At 55.0% G+C, this 21,930-nt stretch carries 19 protein-coding genes; 15 read left to right on the top strand and 4 right to left on the bottom strand.

What is annotated here, in order from left to right:
• Positions 1–260: 260 nt before the first annotated feature.
• From AC3CHX_RS11925 to AC3CHX_RS11915, 3 genes are all read right to left on the bottom strand, one after another.
• A complete protein-coding gene (locus AC3CHX_RS11925; RefSeq protein ID WP_488644216.1) occupies positions 261–788 on the bottom strand; it encodes a hypothetical protein in 528 nt (175 codons plus the stop codon).
• 82 nt (positions 789–870) lie between these two features.
• A complete protein-coding gene (locus tag AC3CHX_RS11920) occupies positions 871–1,848 on the bottom strand; it encodes an HpcH/HpaI aldolase/citrate lyase family protein (protein WP_488644215.1) in 978 nt (325 codons plus the stop codon).
• Between the two features lie 155 nt (positions 1,849–2,003).
• Entirely contained in the window at positions 2,004–2,993 is a 990-nt protein-coding gene (locus tag AC3CHX_RS11915) for a malate dehydrogenase (protein WP_488644214.1), read from the bottom strand.
• Positions 2,994–3,348: 355 nt separating this feature from the next.
• Here AC3CHX_RS11915 and AC3CHX_RS11910 point away from each other — a divergent pair, with 355 nt between their 5' ends.
• From AC3CHX_RS11910 to AC3CHX_RS11850, 13 genes are all read left to right on the top strand, one after another.
• On the top strand, positions 3,349–4,137 hold the full coding sequence (locus tag AC3CHX_RS11910; RefSeq protein ID WP_488644213.1) for a GntR family transcriptional regulator: 789 nt from the start codon (positions 3,349–3,351) through the stop codon (positions 4,135–4,137).
• 204 nt (positions 4,138–4,341) lie between these two features.
• On the top strand, positions 4,342–4,758 hold the full coding sequence (gene sdhC / locus AC3CHX_RS11905) for a succinate dehydrogenase, cytochrome b556 subunit (protein WP_488644212.1): 417 nt from the start codon (positions 4,342–4,344) through the stop codon (positions 4,756–4,758).
• Positions 4,759–5,124, top strand: coding sequence for a succinate dehydrogenase, hydrophobic membrane anchor protein (gene sdhD / locus AC3CHX_RS11900; protein ID WP_488644211.1), 366 nt, complete (start codon positions 4,759–4,761; stop codon positions 5,122–5,124).
• Positions 5,125–5,126: 2 nt separating this feature from the next.
• On the top strand, positions 5,127–6,905 hold the full coding sequence (sdhA, locus tag AC3CHX_RS11895; protein ID WP_488644210.1) for a succinate dehydrogenase flavoprotein subunit: 1,779 nt from the start codon (positions 5,127–5,129) through the stop codon (positions 6,903–6,905).
• A gap of 12 nt (positions 6,906–6,917) precedes the next feature.
• Entirely contained in the window at positions 6,918–7,628 is a 711-nt protein-coding gene (locus AC3CHX_RS11890) for a succinate dehydrogenase iron-sulfur subunit (protein WP_488644209.1), read from the top strand.
• A gap of 259 nt (positions 7,629–7,887) precedes the next feature.
• Entirely contained in the window at positions 7,888–8,157 is a 270-nt protein-coding gene (locus AC3CHX_RS11885; RefSeq protein ID WP_488644208.1) for an FAD assembly factor SdhE, read from the top strand.
• A gap of 125 nt (positions 8,158–8,282) precedes the next feature.
• Complete coding sequence (gene gltA, locus AC3CHX_RS11880; protein ID WP_488644207.1) at positions 8,283–9,599, top strand: citrate synthase; 1,317 nt, start codon at positions 8,283–8,285, stop codon at positions 9,597–9,599.
• A gap of 330 nt (positions 9,600–9,929) precedes the next feature.
• A complete protein-coding gene (locus tag AC3CHX_RS11875; protein WP_488644206.1) occupies positions 9,930–12,785 on the top strand; it encodes a 2-oxoglutarate dehydrogenase E1 component in 2,856 nt (951 codons plus the stop codon).
• Between the two features lie 72 nt (positions 12,786–12,857).
• Positions 12,858–14,120, top strand: coding sequence for a 2-oxoglutarate dehydrogenase complex dihydrolipoyllysine-residue succinyltransferase (gene odhB / locus AC3CHX_RS11870; RefSeq protein ID WP_488644205.1), 1,263 nt, complete (start codon positions 12,858–12,860; stop codon positions 14,118–14,120).
• Between the two features lie 231 nt (positions 14,121–14,351).
• Entirely contained in the window at positions 14,352–15,779 is a 1,428-nt protein-coding gene (gene lpdA / locus AC3CHX_RS11865) for a dihydrolipoyl dehydrogenase (protein ID WP_488644204.1), read from the top strand.
• A gap of 11 nt (positions 15,780–15,790) precedes the next feature.
• Positions 15,791–16,192, top strand: a complete 402-nt coding sequence (locus tag AC3CHX_RS11860; protein WP_488644203.1) for a hypothetical protein — start codon at positions 15,791–15,793, stop codon at positions 16,190–16,192.
• Positions 16,193–16,359: 167 nt separating this feature from the next.
• Complete coding sequence (zapE, locus tag AC3CHX_RS11855; RefSeq protein WP_488644202.1) at positions 16,360–17,457, top strand: cell division protein ZapE; 1,098 nt, start codon at positions 16,360–16,362, stop codon at positions 17,455–17,457.
• Between the two features lie 103 nt (positions 17,458–17,560).
• The gene (locus AC3CHX_RS11850) at positions 17,561–18,385 is read left to right on the top strand and encodes a hypothetical protein (protein WP_488644201.1); all 825 of its coding nucleotides are present in this window, start codon (positions 17,561–17,563) and stop codon (positions 18,383–18,385) included.
• 4 nt (positions 18,386–18,389) lie between these two features.
• Here the strand turns inward: AC3CHX_RS11850 and AC3CHX_RS11845 are convergent, their stop codons facing one another.
• Complete coding sequence (locus AC3CHX_RS11845) at positions 18,390–19,196, bottom strand: PP2C family protein-serine/threonine phosphatase (protein ID WP_488644200.1); 807 nt, start codon at positions 19,194–19,196, stop codon at positions 18,390–18,392.
• Between the two features lie 207 nt (positions 19,197–19,403).
• On the opposite strand from AC3CHX_RS11845, the gene AC3CHX_RS11840 reads away from it, so the two are divergent.
• The gene (locus AC3CHX_RS11840; protein ID WP_488644199.1) at positions 19,404–19,604 is read left to right on the top strand and encodes a YdcH family protein; all 201 of its coding nucleotides are present in this window, start codon (positions 19,404–19,406) and stop codon (positions 19,602–19,604) included.
• A 109-nt stretch (positions 19,605–19,713) separates the two neighbouring features.
• Positions 19,714–21,756: a DNA repair helicase YoaA gene (gene yoaA / locus AC3CHX_RS11835; protein WP_488644198.1), complete on the top strand. Its 2,043-nt coding sequence runs from the start codon at positions 19,714–19,716 to the stop codon at positions 21,754–21,756.
• The last annotated feature ends 174 nt before the right edge of the window (positions 21,757–21,930 follow it).

Genomic DNA, 21,930 nt, shown 5'->3' with positions numbered 1-21,930 from the left:
ACAATCCGGTTAAACGATACTTTGGTGCGTTTTTTATGCGTCTTCGGTGTGTAATCGGCGGCGGTTTTTGAATCGCATCTTGTTCAGATGCGCTTTAAAAACATCGCTGTCTTACCCACTTTTTTGTGGACCTTCAAATATCCAGAGGATATTTTGAATGTGCCGGTGCTGCTTACTAAAAATCTGTCAATTGCGCGCAATCCGACCGGCTTTATCGCCGATCCTTTCGGATCAGCGAAAACTCAGCATTGCCGTAGCACTTAACTGTGCGCCGGTACTCCTAAAGTGCTGGCTGCAGGTGCTGCTGTAGGTACCCCAGCTTGCTCTGGCGATTTGCATTCATTTGCGAGCTGATGACCGTTTTTCGAATCCAGCAACATGCCTTTGGCCGGGATGCCGATCCATACCAGGCCATATTTGTGGTTTTCAAAGCGGTCGGCGCCGGTTGTGGTGGCGACATGGGTCAGACGATGCAGCGTCTTGCCCCAACGCAGTGCGATGTGCTTTGGGTCTTCGGCATTATGGTAAATCGTTAGCTTGTTGCCCAGTTCGCAGTTGTATTCAATCGCCACCGAGGTTTTGACATCGGGTGTGCCTTCATCTTCGCCGTCATCTGCGGTTTCTGCGGCCGGGGCCGCTTTCTTGGCGGTTTTCTTGCTGGTGGCTTTTTTCTTGACGACTTTCTTCGCCGCCGGTTGGCTTGTTGTGGTTTGTGCAGTGGATGTCAGTGGTGCTGTTATCAGCAAGCTGGCGCACAGCAAGCTGAGAATGGATAAGGTTTTTTTCATTTTGACTGGTCTGGTTGATTGGTCTGTTAATTAAGTCTGTGGGCGCGCTACGATATTGATTTACGTGAGTAGGGCGCAACGATTAGTTGGAAAATAACGTAGCGGCGAGCGCGGGTAACGCAACGCCATTGAGTTTTGCCCGCTGCAAAACGGTCCAGTAATAACGGTAGCTGGCACGATCATGCAAACTGCCGTTGTGTTGTATCGGTCCCCACGCCGCCTTTTGAGCGGCGAGTAGAATTTGAGCCGCTTCGCTCACTTCTGACTGTGTTGGAGAAAATGCGTTCAGAATTTGCCGTATCTGTTGCGGATGTATGCTCCACATCCGCGTATAGCCGAATTCCATCTTCGCACGACGGGCATCTTCCGCAACCACGGCACTGTCGTGAATCTCCGTGGTGACGTTATGCGAAGGCGTTTTGCCATGTGCATGACAGGCGGCGGCGATTTCGAGCTTGGCGCGGGTGACTAACGGATGGGTGAATTGCCCGGGCGAGCGCATCGCGTTGCTGGGAATCGCGCCATAGTGTGCGGAGACAAAATCCATGATGCCGAATGACAGCGACTGTACCTGCGGCAGGGCCGCGATTGCCGCGACTTCGGCCAGGGCGCCGTGCGTTTCGATGAGAACATGCACCGGCAGCGCCTGACGTCCGGCGCGGTTGCTGTGGTGATTGATCAGGTCGATGGCGGCGCTGACATCGCTCAGGCTCTCGGCCTTGGGCAGCATCAGATAGGCGAGGCGAGTTGCCGCTGTCTGACAGATGATCTCGACATCCTGCTCGAAAAAGCTGCTGGTCAAATCATGTACGCGGGCACCGATGCGGCCAAAACGATTCTCGTCGCCGGAGATAACGGTTGCCACCAATCGGGCATGTGCGGCTTCGTTGCCAGCGCTGGCCCCATCTTCGCAGTCAAATGTAATGTCAAATACCGGGCCTAGTTCCTGCTGCAGCGCGAGCGATTTGCGCATCAGCTTTTCGGCGCCGGCATAATGGTCGCAAACCGGTAACGAGACCGGTGGTTGCTTGCCTAGGAATAAAACCTCGGTAGGATGCATACGACTTAGCTTGACTTGAATGGGCTTGAATTCTGGGTGTTGCGATAGGTATCCGTACGGAACAACTGGCGCAGGTACAGTCCGAAAGATGCTGCTGCGCCGGTTTTGTTGCTGAGCCTGCGACCCGGCATCAGGTCGCAGGCCCTCTGGCGGGATTAGCCAACCAGGTGTTTCACGCCTTCGCGTTCTTCCAGCAGTTCGTTCAGCGTCACGTTGATACGCTCTTGCGAGAAAGCGTCGATTTCCAGGCCTTGAACGATTTTGTATTCGCCGTTTTCGGTCGTAACCGGGAAGCCGAAGATAGTGCCTTCGGGAATGCCATACGAGCCATCCGATGGAACGCCCATGGTGGTCCACTTGCCGTTGGTGCCCAGTACCCAGTCGCGCACGTGGTCGATGGCTGCGTTAGCTGCCGATGCTGCCGACGACAAACCGCGTGCTTCGATGATGGCCGCGCCGCGCTTGCCAACTGTTGGCAGGAACACGTCCTTGTTCCACTCGTGATCGTTGATCAGATCTTTAACCGATTGGCCGTCAACTGTCGCGTAGCGATAGTCAGCGTACATGGTTGGCGAATGATTGCCCCATACGAACATTTTTTCGATGGATGCTACCGGCTTGCCTGCTTTGGCCGCAACTTGCGACAACGCACGGTTGTGATCCAGACGCAGCATGGCGGTGAAGTTTTTCGCGGGCAGGTTAGGTGCCGATTTCATCGCGATGTAAGCGTTGGTGTTGGCTGGATTGCCGACCACCAGTACTTTGACATTGCGTGAGGCAACTGCGTCCAGTGCTTTACCTTGCACTGTAAAGATTTGCGCGTTGGCTTCAAGCAGGTCTTTACGCTCCATGCCTGGGCCGCGTGGACGTGCGCCAACCAGCAGGGCAACGTCAACATCCTTGAATGCTGTCATTGGGTCGCTGTGAGCGGTAACGCCGGCCAGCAACGGGAATGCGCAATCGTCGATTTCCATGATCACGCCTTTTAGCGCTTTCTGGGCTTTTTCGTCGGGAATTTCCAGCAATTGCAGAATGACCGGCTGGTCTTTGCCGAGCAAATCGCCATTGGCGATGCGGAATAATAGGGAGTAACCGATTTGACCAGCGGCGCCGGTTACGGCAACACGCATTGGGGTTTTAGCCATGTTGAATCTCCAGAGTGGTGATAGAAAAGCGATATCTGTACTGACTGAACCGCTGAAACCTCTTATGATACCGTCGAAAACAGCGTGCGTCAGTTTGTTTTGGCCGGAATCCTGGTTGCAAACCGGCAATGCTGACATGGGGCGGTTGCCATATAAGGGGTTACGCAGTTCTGCTAGTCAGGTCTTGCATGCACGTTGAATAATGCGGCCAACGTCAGTGCCGAATAGCAGTTGCCCGCGAGTGTAGGCGCGTAGAGCAATGTTGTCAATCACTATCTTATATCTTATATAAGACATATTAATTGCGCATTTTGTACTGGACTAGGATGGGTGTTTTGTGTTGAAATCTCATGTTATGAGTTCCATCCCGCCCAATATGACTAGCAGTGATCCAGCCAATGCCGGCAGCGCTGCTGCCCCCGGAACATCTCCAACGTTTAGCCCCCTCTATCAACAAATTAAAGCGCTCATCATGCAGCGCCTGCAATCTGGCGAGTGGAAGCCGGGTGAACTGATTCCCAGCGAAGTTGAGCTGGGCAACCGCTTTAAGGTTAGTCAGGGCACTGTGCGCAAGGCAATTGATGAGCTGGCTGCGGAAAATCTGGTCATGCGACGCCAGGGTAAGGGTACTTTTGTTGCGACGCACCACGAAGACCGGACGCAGTTCCGATTTCTACGCCTGATGCCCGACGATGGCCAGCCAAAACCTGCCGATAAAAAAGTGATTGAGCTAAAGCGCCTGCGCGCTCCGGCCGAGATTGCGCGTCTGCTGGGTATGAAATCCGGCGATTCGGTAGTATTCGTCAGGCGCGTCATGTCGTTCGAGGGCGCACCCACAATTCTTGAGGAACTATGGTTGCCGGGCATCATATTTAAAGGGTTGACACTGGAGCGCCTGGCCGAATACAGGGGGCCGATGTACGGCCTGTTCGAGACCGAATTCGGCACGCGCATGATACGCGCTACCGAGCAGATACGCGCCGCCAGTGCCGACCAGGAGGTGGCGCAGTTATTGGGTGTGAAGCCATTGTCGCCGCTATTGAGCGTCGAGCGGGTCTCGTTCACGTATGGTGACAAGCCGGTGGAAGTGCGGCGCGGTCTGTATGTGACTGAGCGCCATCATTACCAGAACGAATTGAGTTAAGTAAAAAAGTTAAGCGATTTAAATCGAGGCCGGCAAGTGGCAAGCCGCCCCGAGAAGCTGATTTGTGTGCGTAGTTCGACGCTTGGGTTACGCAAAATTGCAGCCAAAGACGGTAATTCGTCTGAATGCCCAATAACTATTGGTGTGCTGCACAAAAATAGGCGAAAATTGCGGGATTGTTTTAAAACTGAGGAGAACCCTGTTATGTCTGAAGCCGAAGCCGAAAAAAATCAACGGCCACAATTTCGTAACATAAATATTAGTCAAATCGTCGGATACCGCTTGCCACTGGCAGGTTTTATCTCGATTTTGCACCGGATTAGCGGCTTGTTGATGTTTTTGCTGCTGCCATTCATTCTGTTCCTGCTGGACACCAGTCTGGTGTCCGAAAGCTCATTCGAATACTTTCAGGGCATTACGTCCAACTGGTTCGTCAAGCTGATCATCCTGGCGCTGTCATGGGCCTATCTGCATCACTTCTGCGCCGGCATACGCCACCTGATCATGGATAACCATATCGGCCTCGACAAAGACAGCGCACGCAAATCGGCAGTGGGTGTGTTTGCCGTCAGCCTGCCGCTGGCGTTAGTGGTTGCATTGAAACTGTTCGGAGCATTCTAAATGGCAAATAATAATATCGGATCCAAGCGCCTGGTCGTTGGCGCACATTACGGTCTGCGCGATTGGCTGGCGCAGCGGGTTACCGCAGTGGTGATGGCTGTGTATACCGTCATCCTGCTGATTTCTTTCTTGAGCGCGAGCGATTTCAGCTATCAAGGTTGGGCCGGCATGTTTGCGCACCAGTGGTTCAAGCTGGCGACCTTCGTCGCCTTGATGGCGCTGTTTTTTCACGCCTGGATTGGTGTGCGTGATATCTGGATGGATTATGTCAAGCCGGTCGCCGTGCGACTGGTATTGCAAGTTGCCACAATTTTGTGGCTGGTCGGTTGTGCCGGATGGGCGGCGCAGATTTTGTGGAGAGTGTAATCGTGGCAGCAATCAAATCCACAATTCCTACACGCCGCTTTGATGCGGTAATCGTTGGTGCCGGTGGTTCCGGCATGCGTGCTTCGCTGCAGTTGGCGGAAGCTGGTTTAAATGTCGCCGTATTGTCCAAAGTATTTCCTACCCGCTCGCATACCGTTGCGGCGCAAGGCGGTATCGGTGCTTCGCTGGGTAACATGTCCGAGGACAATTGGTACTGGCACATGTTTGACACCGTCAAGGGTTCGGACTACCTGGGCGACCAGGATGCGATCGAGTTCATGTGCCGCGAAGCGGCGAAAGCGGTGTACGAATTAGAGCATCTGGGTATGCCATTCGACCGGAACGCCGATGGCACGATTTATCAGCGTCCGTTCGGCGGTCACTCGGCGAATTTCGGCGAAAAGCCGGTGGCCCGTGCCTGCGCAGCGGCCGACCGTACCGGTCATGCACTGCTGCACACGCTGTATCAACGCAACGTGCGCGCCAAGACCCACTTCTTTGTCGAGTGGATGGCGATCGATCTGGTGCGCGATGCCGACGGCGACGTGCTCGGCGTGCTGGCACTCGAAATGGAAACCGGCGAAGTCATGATGCTGGAAGCCAAGACGACCGTCATGGCAACCGGTGGTGCCGGCCGGATCTGGGCTGCCTCAACCAATGCCTTCATCAATACCGGTGACGGTATGGGTATGGCGGCGCGTGCCGGCATTCCGCTGGAAGATATGGAATTCTGGCAGTTCCACCCGACCGGTGTTGCCGGTGCCGGCGTGCTGATTACCGAAGGCGTGCGCGGTGAGGGCGGTATCCTGATCAATGCCAACGGCGAGCGTTTCATGGAGCGCTACGCGCCGACGCTGAAGGACCTGGCGCCGCGCGACTTCGTGTCGCGTTCGATGGACCAGGAAATCAAGGAAGGTCGCGGTTGCGGTCCAAACAAGGATCACGTGATGCTGGATCTGCGCCATATCGGTGCCGAGACCATCAAAAAGCGCCTGCCATCGATCCTGGAAATCGGCCACAAGTTTGCCAACGTCGATGCGCTCAAAGAGCCTATTCCAGTCGTGCCGACCATCCATTATCAAATGGGCGGTATCCCGACCAACGTTTACGGCCAGGTCGTGGTACCCAAGAACGGCATCCCGAACGCTGTGGTGAATGGTCTGTATGCGATTGGCGAATGTGCCTGCGTCTCGGTCCATGGCGCGAATCGCCTGGGTACCAACTCGCTGCTGGATCTGGTGGTGTTCGGTCGCGCTGCCGGCAATCATATCGTCGACAGCAAACTCAAAGAACGCAGCAACAAACCATTGCCGGCCGGTGCGACCGATGCTGCTCTGGCGCGGATCGCGAAACTGGAAGCCAGTACCGGTTCCGAGCGGGTCCAGGATGTCGCCGGCGATATTCGCAAGACCATGCAGCATTATTGCGGCGTGTTCCGGACCGACGAATTGCTGCAACAGGGTTACAAGGAAATCATGGTGCTGGACGAGCGTCGCAAGCATGTTTCGTTCAAGGATAAATCGAAGGTCTTCAACACCGCACGGGTGGAAGCGCTGGAGCTCGATAACCTGATCGAAACCGCCAAGGCCACCATCACATCGGCTGCCGCCCGTAAGGAATCACGCGGCGCCCATGCGCATCGCGACTACGAACAGCGCGATGATGAAAACTGGATGAAGCACACCTTGTGGTACTCCGAAGGTAATCGTCTCGATTACAAGCCGGTGATTACCAAGCCGCTGACGGTTGATACGTTCAAGCCAAAACCACGTACTTTCTAATAAGGTCCAGCCATGTCACGTACAGTTAAATTTAAAATCTATCGCTACGATCCGGACAAGGATGCGAAGCCTTACATGCAAGACCTGACGGTTGAGTTGTTGCCGACCGACAAGATGTTGCTGGATGCGCTGCAACGCATCAAAGCCGATGTGGATGATTCGTTGGCGTTGCGCCGTTCCTGCCGTGAAGGCGTATGCGGCTCCGACGCCATGAACATCAACGGCAAAAACGGTCTGGCGTGCACCACCAACCTGAATGAATTGTCCGAGCCGATCGTCTTGAAGCCATTGCCGGGCTTGCCGGTGATTCGGGATCTGATCGTCGATATGACGCAGTTCTTCAAGCAATATGATTCGGTCAAGCCGTACCTGATCAACGACAGCATTCCGCCGGAAAAAGAACGCCTGCAAACACCCGAGCAGCGTGAAGAGTTGGACGGTCTGTACGAGTGTATTCTGTGTGCTTGCTGTTCGACTTCGTGCCCGTCGTTCTGGTGGAATCCGGACAAGTTCGTCGGTCCGGCCGGCTTGCTGCAAGCCTACCGCTTCATCGCCGATAGCCGCGATGAAGCAACTGGCGCGCGCCTGGATAACCTGGAAGATCCGTATCGCTTGTTCCGTTGCCGTTCGATCATGAATTGCGTCGATGTTTGCCCTAAGGGATTGAACCCGAATGCAGCGATCGGCAAAATCAAGGAACTGATGGTGCGGCGCGCGGTTTAAGCAATGTAAGGCAAAATATCAGGGCGTTCGCGGGTAAAGCAATGTTCTGTCGAAGAGGGCGGGGGCTATTTATCGGCTCCCTTCCGGTTTGCTGGAAAACTGTTGAATTTGTATTCAGTCTACAGCTATTCGCCGTACTGAATGGCAGCTCTAAAAACCGTAGTTTCAGCTAAAGCTGACCGGCCAGGGTATCGCAAATGCGAGATTGGTTCGGGCAATAGGGTTTTTAGAGCTTGCCTTAATGAAATAAAAGTAAATCATGACAATTACCCATCAAGCTGATCCTGCAAGGCGCGCAAGATTGCGCTGGCGCGCACGGCGCGGCCTATTGGAAAATGATTTGATTCTGACCAGATTTCTGGATGCAAACGAGTCGACCATGACCGACGACGATGTCGATGCTTTCACGCGTCTGATGGAGTTGACGGACAGTGACTTAATGAATTTGTTGATGGTACGTAACGAGCCTGAGGGTGAGGTGGATTTGCCCCAGGTTCATGCTCTGCTAGCGCGATTGCGCGTAGCCTGAGCGAATTCATCCGCCACTGGAAGTTCATCGGTGAAATGCAATAACTTGCAAGCGGAGAAGCAGGGCGCACGCACGTCTTTTATTTTTTTTGATTCAAGCATCACCTGTTAAATGAGGGAACAGCCATGACTAACACTGATACAAAAGCCACGCTATCGTTTTCCGACGGTAGCCCATCTGTCGAGTTTCCGATTTACAAAGGGACCATCGGCCCGGACGTTATCGATATTCGCAAGTTGTACGGTGCGACTGGCAAGTTTACTTATGATCCAGGCTTCATGTCGACCGCCTCATGTAATTCGTCGATTACCTATATCGATGGCGACAAGGGTGAATTGCTGTATCGCGGCTACCCGATCGAGCAACTGGCTGTCAATTGCGACTTCCTGGAAACCTGCTACCTGTTGCTGAACGGCGAGCTGCCGACGGAAAAAGAAAAAGAAACCTTCGATGCGACCGTGACGGCGCACACCATGGTCCACGAGCAAATGCAATTCTTCTTCCGCGGCTTCCGTCGCGATGCGCATCCGATGGCCGTACTGGTGGGTACGGTTGGCGCGCTGTCATCGTTCTATCACGACTCGCTGGATATTACCAACGCACATCACCGCGACGTTTCGGCGATTCGTTTGATCGCAAAGCTGCCGACGTTGGTCGCAATGGCATACAAATATAACGTCGGCCAGCCATTCGTCTATCCGCGTAACAATTTGTCGTACAGCGCGAACTTCATGCACATGATGTTCTCGACCCCGTGCGAAGAGTACAAGGTCAATGACGTGCTGGTACGCGCTCTGGATCGTATCCTGATCCTGCACGCAGATCACGAGCAAAATGCCTCGACTTCGACCGTACGTCTGGCCGGTTCGAGCGGTGCGAATCCATTTGCCTGTATCGCTGCCGGTATCGCTTGCCTGTGGGGGCCTGCACACGGCGGCGCCAATGAAGCCGCGCTGAACATGCTGAAGGAAATCGGCACTGTTGACAAGATTCCTGAGTTCATCGAGAAAGTGAAAGACAAGAACTCCGGCATCAAGCTGATGGGCTTCGGTCATCGCGTCTACAAGAACTTCGACCCGCGCGCCAAGCTGATGCGTGAAACCTGCTACGAAGTGCTGAACGAACTCGGTCTGCATGACGATCCGTTGTTCAAGCTGGCGATGGCATTGGAAAAAGTCGCGCTGGAAGACGAATACTTCGTTTCCCGCAAACTGTATCCGAACGTCGATTTCTACTCAGGTATCGTGCAGTCGGCGCTGGGCATCCCGGTATCGCTGTTCACCGGTATCTTTGCGATGGCGCGCACAGTAGGCTGGATCGCACAATGGAACGAAATGATTTCCGATCCCGAACAAAAAATCGGTCGTCCACGTCAATTGTTTATCGGCTCGCCTAATCGTGATGTAGTGCCATTGGCAGAACGCACAGAGCAAGTGAAGTAAATAATAAAAAAGCGAATCTGATGATTCGCTTTTTTGTTTTGGCAGATGGTGATATCCTGCTGTACCAATTCGTATTGGCCGTATTTGCAACGGATAGCTTGAAGTTTTGCATTGTTTCCATAATGGAAATGTGGCAAAGATGACGAAACCGAAAAGTGTGAGCGTACGCTTGATACGAATTGCGTTGGTTGAAAAGAATACGGTAACAGGTAGTTTGTAATTTAAGCCCTTCCCCACAACTTGATGTGCAATCCGCTAACCGGTCAGGCCGTGTCGCGGAAGGTTATGTTAACCCGCTAATCTCGCGAAACGCGAAGAAAGGTGAGCAAGATGATGCAGCAATATCGCTCCAATTCATATCTCTTCGGAGGTAATGCACCGTACATTGAAGAACAGTACGAGTCTTACCTCGACAATCCCGGATCTGTCTCCGATAACTGGCGCGCGTATTTCGACGCCATGCAACACGTGCCTGCAGTTGATGGCTCGGACAAGCCAGACGTGGCGCACGCGTCGGTGATCGCCTCGTTTGCCGAGCGCGCCAAATATGGTCCGATTCGTACTATCTCGGCGTCGGCTGATGCAGAAATGGGACGTAAGCGCGTCGCCGCAACCCAACTGATCGCAGCTTACCGCTACCTCGGTTCGCGCTGGGCGAATCTGGACCCGCTGCAACGCCAGGAGCGTTCGGCGCTGCCGGAACTGGATCCAAGTTTCTACGGTTTCACCGATGCCGACATGGACATCGTGTTCAACATCAGCAATACCTATTTCGGCACGGAGACCTCCACGCTGCGCGATCTGCTCAATTCCCTGCGTGATACTTACTGCCGCTCGATCGGCGCTGAGTTCATGTACGTCAGTGATCCGACTGAAAAGCGCTGGATGCAGGAGCGTCTGGAGTCGACTCGCTCGGCGCCGACCTTCACGGCCGAAAAGAAAAAGCACATTCTTGAGCGCCTGACCGCAGCTGAAGGTCTGGAGCGCTATCTGCACACCAGGTATGTCGGTCAAAAGCGTTTCTCGCTGGAAGGCGGCGAAAGCTTCATCGTCTCGCTCGACGAAACGATTCAGCGCGGTGGTGAAAAAGGCGTCCAGGAAATCGTTATCGGCATGGCCCATCGCGGTCGTCTGAACGTTCTGGTCAACACGCTGGGCAAGATGCCGCAAGAACTGTTTGCCGAATTCGAAGGCAAGCATGGCGACGATTTGCCGGCCGGCGATGTCAAGTATCACCAAGGTTTCTCCTCCGACATCACCACTCGCGGCGGCCCGGTCCATCTGTCGCTGGCGTTCAATCCGTCGCATCTGGAAATCGTCAACCCGGTGGTGGAAGGTTCGGTCAAGGCGCGTATGGAACGTCGCGGCGACAAGGACGGCGCCCAGGTCTTGCCAATTCTGGTGCATGGCGATGCGGCGTTCGCCGGCCAGGGCGTTGTGATGGAAACGCTGAATCTGGCGCAAACGCGTGGTTACGGCACTGGCGGTACCGTGCATATCGTGATCAACAACCAGATCGGTTTTACCACTTCAGATCCACGCGACTCACGCTCGACACTGTATTGTTCGGACGTCGTCAAGATGATCGAAGCGCCCGTATTGCATGTCAATGCGGATGATCCGGAAGCGGTCGTGTACGCGACCCAGATCGCGCTCGACTATCGGGTCGAGTTCAAGAAAGACATCGTGGTTGACATCATTTGCTTCCGCAAACTCGGTCACAACGAACAAGATACGCCAGCGCTGACACAGCCGCTGATGTACAAAAAGATCGGCCAGCATCCCGGCACACGCAAGGTATACGCCGACAAACTGACTGCACAGGGCACTATCGCTGCGGATGAAGGCGATGCCATGGTCAAGGCCTATCGCGATGCGATGGATGCCGGCAAGCACACCATCGATCCGGTCATCACCAACTTCAAGAGCAAGTATGCAGTCGACTGGCTGCCGTTCCTGAATCGCAAGTGGACCGACGCGGCCGACACCGCGGTGCCGCTGACCGAACTGAAGCGTCTGGCAACACGCATTACGAGCGTTCCGGAAAACTTCAAGGTGCACGCGCTGGTCGAGAAAGTACTCAACGATCGCGCCACCATGGGCCGTGGCGAACTCAATCTCGATTGGGGTATGGGCGAACATCTGGCGTATGCGTCGCTGGTATCTTCCGGCTACGCGATTCGCTTGACTGGTCAAGACGCCGGTCGCGGTACCTTCGTGCATCGTCACGCAGTATTGCATGATCAAAATCGTGAACGCTGGGATGCCGGCAGCTACATTCCGCTGCAAAACATCTCTGAACAACAAGCGCCGTTCAACGTGATCGACTCGGTGCTGTCGGAAGAAGCGGTACTTGGTTTTGAATACGGATACTCTACCGCCGAACCAAACACGTTGACCATCTGGGAAGCCCAATTCGGCGACTTCGCCAACGGCGCGCAAGTCGTGATCGACCAATTCATCAGCTCCGGCGAAGTGAAGTGGGGTCGCGCTTCGGGTCTGGTCCTGATGCTGCCGCACGGTTATGAAGGCCAGGGCCCGGAACACTCGTCGGCACGTCTCGAACGCTTCTTGCAACTATGTGCAGACAACAACATGCAAGTGGTGCAACCGACCACTTCAGCGCAGATTTTCCATCTGCTGCGCCGTCAGATGATTCGTTTGTTCCGCAAGCCGCTGGTGATCATGACGCCGAAGTCGCTGCTGCGTAACAAGGATGCCGGTTCGCCGTTGTCGGAATTCGCCAAGGGCTCTTTCCAGACGGTCATCGGTGAAACCGACGACAAGATCGATCCTAAGAAGGTCAAGCGTATTGTCGCTTGCTCGGGCAAGGTTTACTACGATCTGGTGAATGCTCGCAAAGAGCGCGGTCAGACCGATGTGGCGATTATTCGTCTGGAGCAGCTGTATCCGTTCCCGCACAAGGCATTCGCCGCCGAACTGAAACAGTTCCCACACTTCAATGAACTGGTCTGGGCTCAGGACGAGCCGCAAAATCAGGGAGCGTGGCTGCAGATTCAGCACAACATTTTTGAAAACCTGGATGACGGTCAAAAGCTTGCCTATGCAGGCCGTCCAGCCAGCGCATCGCCTGCCGTGGGTTACTACGACAAGCACTATGCGCAACAAAAAACACTGCTGGATACCGCATTTTCGAAGCTCAAAGGCTTTGTTCTCACCAAATAACTGAAAACTGACGCTCCGGCGTGCCGCCCCATGGCTGGCACGCCTGATGCCTACCCCAATACGGAGAATCTCATGGCACTTATAGAAGTTAAAGTCCCGCAACTGTCGGAATCCGTCGCTGAAGCGACACTGCTGCAATGGCACAAAAAAGTTGGAGATCCGGTTGCGCGCGACGAGAACCTGATCGATATTGAAACGGACAAGGTCGTTCTCGAATTACCTGCACCAAACGAAGGCGTGATTGCACAAATCATCGAAGCGGATGGCGCAACCGTGGTTGCCGGTCAGGTCATCGCCGTAATCGATACCGACGCGTCGGCCAAGGTCAGCCCGATGGAAGTGTCCGCAGTCCCAGTGCCGCAAGCCGGTCACGCACCGACACCGGTCGCCGCACCGGAACTGGTGGCCGGCAACACCGCTGCCGGTGTCGCCATGCCGGCAGCGGCCAAGCTTTTGGCAGACAACAACATGACCGTGATGCAGGTCGCCGGCACTGGCAAAGATGGCCGTGTGACCAAAGGCGACGTGCTGAGCACGTTGGCAGCCAAGCCGGCAGCACCTGCTGCTGCACCTGTGGCAGCCGTCAAGCCGGCATTGCAACAAGTCGCAGCGCCTACCAAGGCGATCCGGGAAGATCGTCCGGAGGAACGCGTGCCTATGAGCCGTTTGCGCGCTCGTATCGCCGAGCGTCTGGTGCAATCGCAATCGACGAATGCCATCTTGACGACGTTCAATGAAGTCAACATGCAGCCCGTGATCGATCTGCGTACCAAGTACAAAGACAGATTTGAAAAAGAGCACGGCGTCAAGCTGGGTTTCATGTCGTTCTTCGTCAAGGCCGCTGTCGCTGCGCTGAAGAAATATCCTATCGTCAATGCTTCTGTCGACGGCAACGATATCGTGTATCACGGGTACTTCGACATCGGTATCGCAGTTGGTTCGCCGCGCGGCCTGGTAGTGCCCGTGTTGCGTGACGTAGATCAGATGTCGATTGCTGAGATCGAAAAGAAAATCGGCGAATTCGGCAGCAAGGCACGTGACGGCAAGTTAACGATGGACGATCTGAGCGGCGGTACTTTCTCGATCTCTAACGGTGGTACGTTTGGTTCGATGCTGTCGACACCGATTATCAACCCGCCACAGTCGGCGATTCTGGGCGTGCATGCAACCAAGGACCGTGCAGTGGTCGAAAATGGTCAAATCGTGATTCGTCCGATGAACTATCTGGCGATGTCTTACGATCACCGCATCATCGACGGCCGTGAAGCAGTGCTGGCGCTGGTCGCCATGAAGGATGCGCTGGAAGATCCGGCCCGTTTGTTGCTGGACCTGTAATTTATAAAAAGCAAATGCGCTCCGAGGCACATCAGGCTCATCTCTTATTTCGAGAACAGGCACGGTGGCTTGGCGCGCATTGCTTTGATGTAATACCTGATTGTTTGCGCCGGCCTTCCAGTGATGAATGACTGAGGCCGGTGACGCAATCAAGATAAATACCGGATTTAATACCTGAAGTAATGCGTGCCGCTCGCGCCAAAGAGCGCCGTAAAAAAACCAAGGAAAACTATGAGTAAGCAATTTGACGTCGTCGTGATCGGTGGCGGTCCTGGCGGTTATGTCGCAGCAATTCGCGCTGCGCAACTCGGTTTCAGCACCGCCTGTATCGACGAGTGGAAAAATGCGAATGATGGCCCGGCACCAGGCGGCACTTGCACCAACGTTGGCTGCATCCCATCGAAGGCGCTGCTGCAATCGTCCGAGCATTTCGAACATGCAGGTCATGCTTTTGCCGATCACGGTATCGATATCAAGGGACTGAGCCTGAATCTGCCGCAGATGCTGGCGCGCAAAGACACCGTCGTCAAGCAGAACAACGACGGCATCCTGTATCTGTTCAAAAAGAACAAAATAACGTTTTTCCATGGGCGCGGTTCGTTCGTCAAGGGCGACACCGCCGGTTATGAAATCAAGGTTGCCGGCAAGACCGAAGAGACCATCACCGGCAAGCACATCATACTGGCGACCGGGTCCAATGCACGTGAATTGCCGGGCGCGGCTTTCGACGAAAAGCTGATCTTGTCGAATGCCGGCGCGCTGGCAATTGATGCCGTGCCAAAGAAACTGGGCGTCATCGGTGCCGGCGTCATCGGCCTCGAAATGGGTAGCGTCTGGCGTCGTCTGGGTGCCGACGTGACGGTACTCGAAGCGCTGCCGGCTTTCCTCGGCGCGGTGGATGAACAAATCGCCAAAGAAGCGGCCAAACTGTTCGCCAAACAAGGTTTGAGCATCACGCTGGGCGTGAATATCGGCGCGATCACCGTAGGTAAAAAAGACGTGACGGTGGAATATACCGACGCCAAGGGCGAAGCCAAAAAAGCAGTGTTCGACAAGTTGATCGTCTCGATCGGCCGTATACCGAACACCATCGGCCTGAACGCTGAAGGCGTTGGCCTGCAACTCGACGAACGCGGCTTCATCAACGTTGACGGCGATTGCAAAACCAATCTGGCGAATGTCTGGGCGGTGGGCGATGTGGTGCGTGGCCCGATGCTGGCACACAAGGCCGAAGAAGAGGGCGTTGCCGTGGCTGAGCGTATCGCCGGTCAACATGGTCATGTCAATTTCAATACGATTCCCTGGGTCATCTACACGTCGCCGGAAATTGCATGGGTCGGTAAAACCGAGCAACAATTGAAAGCTGAAGGCGTTGCTTACAAGGCGGGTACGTTCCCCTTCCTGGCGAACGGTCGCGCGCGCGCGCTGGGCGATACTTCCGGCATGGTGAAGTTTTTGGCGGATGCCAAGAGCGACGAAATCCTCGGCGTGCACATCGTTGGCCCGATGGCCTCTGAACTGATTTCCGAGGCCGTGGTGGCAATGGAATTCCGGGCCTCTGCGGAAGATATCGCACGTATCTGCCATGCGCATCCGTCGTTGTCGGAGGCGACTAAGGAAGCGGCGCTGGCAGTCGATAAGCGTGCGCTGAATTTCTAGGGGAAACCGGAATGCGTCACCTGACCCTGTTGTCGCTTGTATTGCTGGCCGGTTGTGCGACAACCCGGTCGGGTGACGGACGTATTCTTATCGAAACCAGTTCCCAGGGAGAGCCGCTAATCGCCGCGCGTTGCGTTGTCAAAACGGATGGCGGCACCTGGAACCTGACGACCCCTGCTGAAGTCGTGATTGCCGTTGCCGACGGTGATTTGCATGTGCTCTGCAGCAAGATTGGCTACCGTACTGCCGAAGTGGTATACAAAGCTCCGGCCGGGGTCGGCTTGCCAAGTATGGGGGGCGGTGCTGGTGGTGGCGGTATTGGCTTGGGCCTGGGCTTGAGTTTTCCGATTAGCGTTGGAGAGAAAAGCGCCGCCTACCCAAGTCGCGTAATGGTCGAACTGGAACGACTCTAGGAACCTGTCGGACTTAGGGAGAATGGGGTGCGACAGGCTCCTGGGTAGTCCGGTGTTTCCATTGTTAAGCGTGGGTGAGCAAAAGCTCGCCCATTTTTGTTTTTGCCCAGACGTTCTGAGAATGCGCACGATCTGCTGGCGGATTAAGAATTTGAGAAGCGAAAACCATGAACGTCCAAGAATTCTACGAACAGACGTTGGCCCAGCGCGGCTTTACATCGGATGCGGCACAGTTGCAGGCGGTTGACCGGCTGCAACGGGCCTACGATGAATGGGTGGCATACAAGGCCCGGCGCTCGAGCTCTTTCAAGCGCCTCGTGAATCGGCCCGATGTGCCGCGTGGCTTGTATATGTGGGGCGGTGTCGGTCGCGGCAAATCCTTCCTGATGGATAGCTTTTACTCGGTGGTGCCGGTGGTACGCAAGGTACGCCTGCATTTTCACGAATTCATGCGTGCGGTACATCGCCAACTGGATGAGCTGAAAGGGGTCGAAGACCCGCTCGATGAGGTCGCCAAGCGGATTGCGAAGAAATATCGGTTGATCTGTTTCGATGAGTTTCATGTGTCGGATATCGCTGATGCGATGATTCTGTATAACTTGTTAAGGGCCTTGTTTGAGAATGGCGTGTCGTTCGTGATGACATCCAATTACGAACCTGGCACCCTGTATCCGGACGGCTTGCATCGTGACCGTATGCTGCCGACCATCAAACTGTTGCGGGATAAGCTCGATGTGATGAACATCGATGCCGGTATCGATTACCGTAAACGCGCATTGGACCAGGTAGACACCTATTACACGCCGCTCGATGGCGACAGCGATCGCGCCTTGCGCCACGCCTTTGCCGGGATTGCGGAAACCACGGATGAAGATCCTTTGGTCGATATTGAAGCCCGTAAAATCAGGTCTCTGCGACGCGCTGGCGGCGTCATCTGGTTTGATTTCGCCACCTTGTGCGGCGGTCCGCGTTCGCAGAATGATTACCTGGAAATTGCCAGCCGCTTCCATACGGTGATATTGTCCGGTATTCCGCAAATGTCAGCGGCAATGTCGTCTGAAGCACGCCGGTTTACCTGGCTGATTGATGTGTTTTATGATCACAAGGTCAAATTAATCATGTCGGCCGCCGTCGCGCCTGAAGAGCTTTATACCCAAGGCATGCTGGCGAATGAATTTCATCGGACGGTATCTCGTATCATTGAGATGCAATCGAAGGAATACATGGAGGCCGAACAGCGTGCGACGGCAGATGCGATTGCGTGATAATGCGCTGTGAAATTGAATAACCGAATAATCGTAAAGAAATGGATTGGAACACGTGAAATCAGCCTCTTTAGTTTTTCACCCGCGCTACCCGGCGACGGCCATGACTGGCAAATGTCAGCGTGTGACATCGATGCTGGCATTTGCCAGTGCACTGGTCTTGGGTGGCGCGCTAATGACGGGTTCTGCATGGGCACAGGACGCCGCCAAACCAAGCGATGCCGGGCCTGTCGGCGCGCAGACAGGTACGGCGCTTGATGCCTCCGTTCCCGCCGCGGATTTCGTGGCACGTCATCCAATTGGTTCGGTCAGTTCTGTGGCAGGCGCCGATGAAGTGCTGGCCGACGTTGCCAAGGCGCGCGCCGACGTCGAACTACGTACGCTCAATGAGCAGCGGATTTGCTATAAAAAGTTTTTTACGAACCACTGTCTGGATGCCGCCAAGGAACAGCGGCGCCTGGCGTTAAAGCAAATCCGTCCGCTTGACGTTGAGGCCAATGCGTTCAAGCGGCGCGCCACTGCGGATGAGCGCGACAAAGCGCTGGCAGACCAGCGCACCAAAGAGGAAATCGAGTCGCCCAAGCGGGAGCAGGATCAAAAAGAAAAAGACAGCTCAAACGCACGCAAGGTAAAAGAAGGAAGCGAAAAAGCGGCTGCCGTCGAAACCAACACCCAACAGCATGCAGGGGAGGCCGAAAAACGGGTTACCGAGAATGCGGCAAAATTGCAGCGTAGCCAGCAAGCCGGGGCCGCGAAAGCCTCTGAACGTGCTGCGAACAGGGCTGCATTTATCAAAAAAGGTCAGGATGCGGCGGCACGTCAGCGTCAAGTTGCCGAAAAGAAGGCCGCGAAAGAACGCCAGTTAGCCGAAAAGAAGGCGGCCCCTGCGGGGACGCCCGCGCCAGGTCCGGTTCCGGCCCAACCATAATGCATCAGACCGCGCGGCGCATTTTTTTGATGGTGTAGTTTGGCACTTCCTTCGGCGGCTTGACCAGCTTGACGATCGCAAAGGTGCAATTGTCCGCGGCGATTCCGGCAGCGCGCTTACGCGCTCTGGCGATGAACATCTCGGCAGCATCGCGCGGCTTGTGCATCGCAATCGCGGCGCCCATTTCGCCAGTGGTGAAGTAGGGCCAGAAACCATCCGAGCACAACAAAAACGTGTCGCCAGCCTTTAAGCCGGTATGACGCGCTATTGATACCTGGGGGTTTTCCAGGCTGGACCCAATCGCGTTCACCAGTACATTCGACAAGCTATGCGACCTGGCTTCGTCGCGCGATAGTTTTCCTTCACTGATCAATTTTTCCACATAAGAATGGTCAATTGTGTGTTCGATAAAATTCGGTCCATCAAAATGGTATAAGCGCGAATCGCCGACATGACCCCAGGTCGCGACGCCATCGGGCGACAGCACCAGAGCAACCATCGTGGTGTGCGGGTCCTTGTCGCTGGAAAAGCCGGAGAGCTTGATAATGGTATGGGTCTCATGGGCAATGTCGCGCAGCAGCTGCTCGACCGTATCGCTGTTCGGCGAAAAGACGTCGAATAGCTGTTTCGCCGTAGCGATCAGCTGTTCGGCTGCCAGTGCGCCGCCGCTACGTCCGCCCATGCCATCGGCCAGTACTGCCATCATGTAGCCGGGAGCCTTGGGTGCCGCAAATAGTGCAGTCCGGTCCTGTTGTTCTGTGCGGTCGCCGATGTGTTGGCCGGTACCTGCTTCGATCTTATATTGGCTCATTCGTCTGGGTAGATTAAACTGTGCTCTTGTTGTAAGTTATTTCAAATACCTGTTGATCCAACGGTGGTGGTTCCACAAAGAACCGCTGGCAGGCCGGGTTGACAACTTTGGTAACTTTTCCGCAAATCATTATACGCACGAATTATCTTACTTAGAGGGTGAGATTGTTCTCCAGATTTTATTGAATTTCAACGCCGGAATGTGACTATGCTAGATCGGGAAGATATCCGCCGCCGCATCATTGAGCTTGAAGTTGAACATCGCGATCTCGATGCCGTGATCGATGTACTGGTCAACGACCTGCGGGGCGAAGAGTTACAATTGCGACGCTTGAAGAAGCGTAAACTTCAACTGAAGGACCACATTACGCTGTTAAGGATGCAATTAGTCCCCGATATACCTGCATAAGCATGATGCGGATGTTGCCTTTAGCTGCCCGTCCCGGATCAACGCCGGGCAGTTTTTATCCCAGCCAGTGTTTTCCATTTTGTCCCCAGCCCGATTACCGTAAGTTACCTTGACCGAAGATACATCCTCCTCCGTTGCCGAAAGCGCAATCCCTGCCGGCACGCACGACGCCGATATTGACCAGTTGTTTGGCCCCGGCGGTCCGCTGGGCCAGATTGTCGGCGGCTTTCGCCCGCGCCTGGCACAAACCGAAATGGCCAAGGCGATCGCCGAAGCCATCGCGCAACAGACGACGTTGATCGCCGAAGCCGGTACCGGCACCGGCAAGACCTTCGCTTATCTCGTGCCGGCACTGTTATGGGGCGGCAAGGTCATCATCTCGACCGGCACCAAGAATTTGCAGGATCAATTGTTTTTGCGGGATATTCCGACGGTGCGCAAGGCGCTCAGCGCGCCGGTGTCGATCGCGCTGCTGAAGGGGCGGGCGAACTATGTTTGCCATTTCCACCTGGAACGGACGCTGCAAAACGGCCGCATGACCTCACGCGAGGACGTCGGCCATTTACGCGAGATTTCGCGCTTCATGAAGACCACCAGTTCGGGCGACAAGGCGGAATTGTCGAAAGTACCCGAAACCGCATTGATCTGGAATCTGGTGACCTCGACGCGGGATACCTGTCTGGGCGCGGAGTGCCAGTATTACCAGGATTGCTTCGTCATGAAGGCGCGCAAAGAAGCGCAGCAAGCTGACGTTGTGGTGGTCAATCATCATCTGTTCTTTGCCGACGTGGCCTTGAAGGATACCGGCGTGGCCGAGCTGCTGCCGTCTGCCAACACCATCATTTTTGACGAAGCCCATCAATTGCCGGAAGTTGCCACGTTATTTTTTGGCGATACTGTCTCGACCTCGCAAATCCTTGAACTGTGCCGGGACGTTTTGGCAGAAGGCCTGTCGCATGCACGCGATGGCGCCGACTGGGCCAAGGTAGTCATGCCGGTCGAGAAGGCTGCCCGTGATTTGCGCCTGGCATTTCCGCAAGACGTGGTGCGCCTTGCAGTCAATCAGATCGCGCCTTCCAGCGCCTTCTTCCCGGCACTGGAAACGCTACGGCAAGAATTCGACGGCATGATCGCGACGCTGGAAAAACAGGCTGAACGTGCTGAAACCATTGAGCAATGCCGTACGCGCGCGATTGAAATCGGCATGCGGATCGATGCCTGGAACAAGCCCGTGTCAGCCAAGGCCAAGACCAATAGCATCAAGGATGCGGTACATGGGGATGCCGAAGGCCGGGTACTGTGGGTCGAGGCATTTTCCACTTCGTTGCAATTGCATCAGACGCCGCTATCGATTGCGCCCATTTTCAACCGCCAGCGCGAAGGGGTGCCGCGCACCTGGATTTTCACGTCGGCGACGCTGGCGGTAAAAAACGACTTCCAGCATTACGCCGCTCAAATGGGGCTGGCCGACGAACCGGCGCAATCCTGGCCTAGCCCGTTCGAGTACGGCGAACAAGGTTTGCTGTATGTGCCGCAGAACCTGCCGCAGCCAAACTCGCCGGAGTACACCGATGCCGTTATCGATGCCGCGTTGCCGGTGATTGAGGCGGCCGGCGGCCGTACTTTCCTGCTGTGCACCACCATTCGCGCCGTCAATCGTGCGGCGGAGCGACTGCGCGCAGAGTTCGAAGAACGCAAGTTGCCATTTCCACTTATGGTCCAGGGTGAAGCCGGCCGCACCGAGTTGCTTGACCGTTTTCGCGCAGCCGGCAACGCGGTATTGATTGGCAGCCAGAGTTTCTGGGAAGGTGTTGACGTGCGTGGCGAAGCGTTGTCGCTGGTCATTATCGACAAGCTACCGTTTTCCCCGCCGGACGACCCGGTATTGGCGGCACGCATCGAGGCGCTGGAAAAGAAAGGGATGAACGGCTTCATGCACCATCAGTTGCCCGCCGCGATCATCAATCTGAAGCAGGGCGCGGGCCGCCTGATTCGCGACCAGAGCGATCGCGGGGTGTTGATGATTTGCGATCCACGGCTTATTTCAAAGGGCTACGGCAAACGCATCTGGCAGAGCTTGCCGCCATTTAAACGGACCCGCGAACTGAGCGTGGCAACTGAATTCTGGAACGCTGGACCGCCAACTATCTGACGTGTATTGTCACGCTATCGACGTCACAAGAAATTGCAAGTTATTTAACTTGTCATGAGATCTATGAATTGTGTTCCAGGCACGTCTCCGGAATGGATTGTCGCTTTGTCATCAGGCTGTAACAATCAGGATTTATTGTCCGTGGCGACGCTGTCTGCGCGCCATGAAATTGTT

This window comes from Glaciimonas sp. OK215, from assembly GCF_057787885.1.
This window is presented reverse-complemented; position numbering and strand designations above follow the sequence as displayed.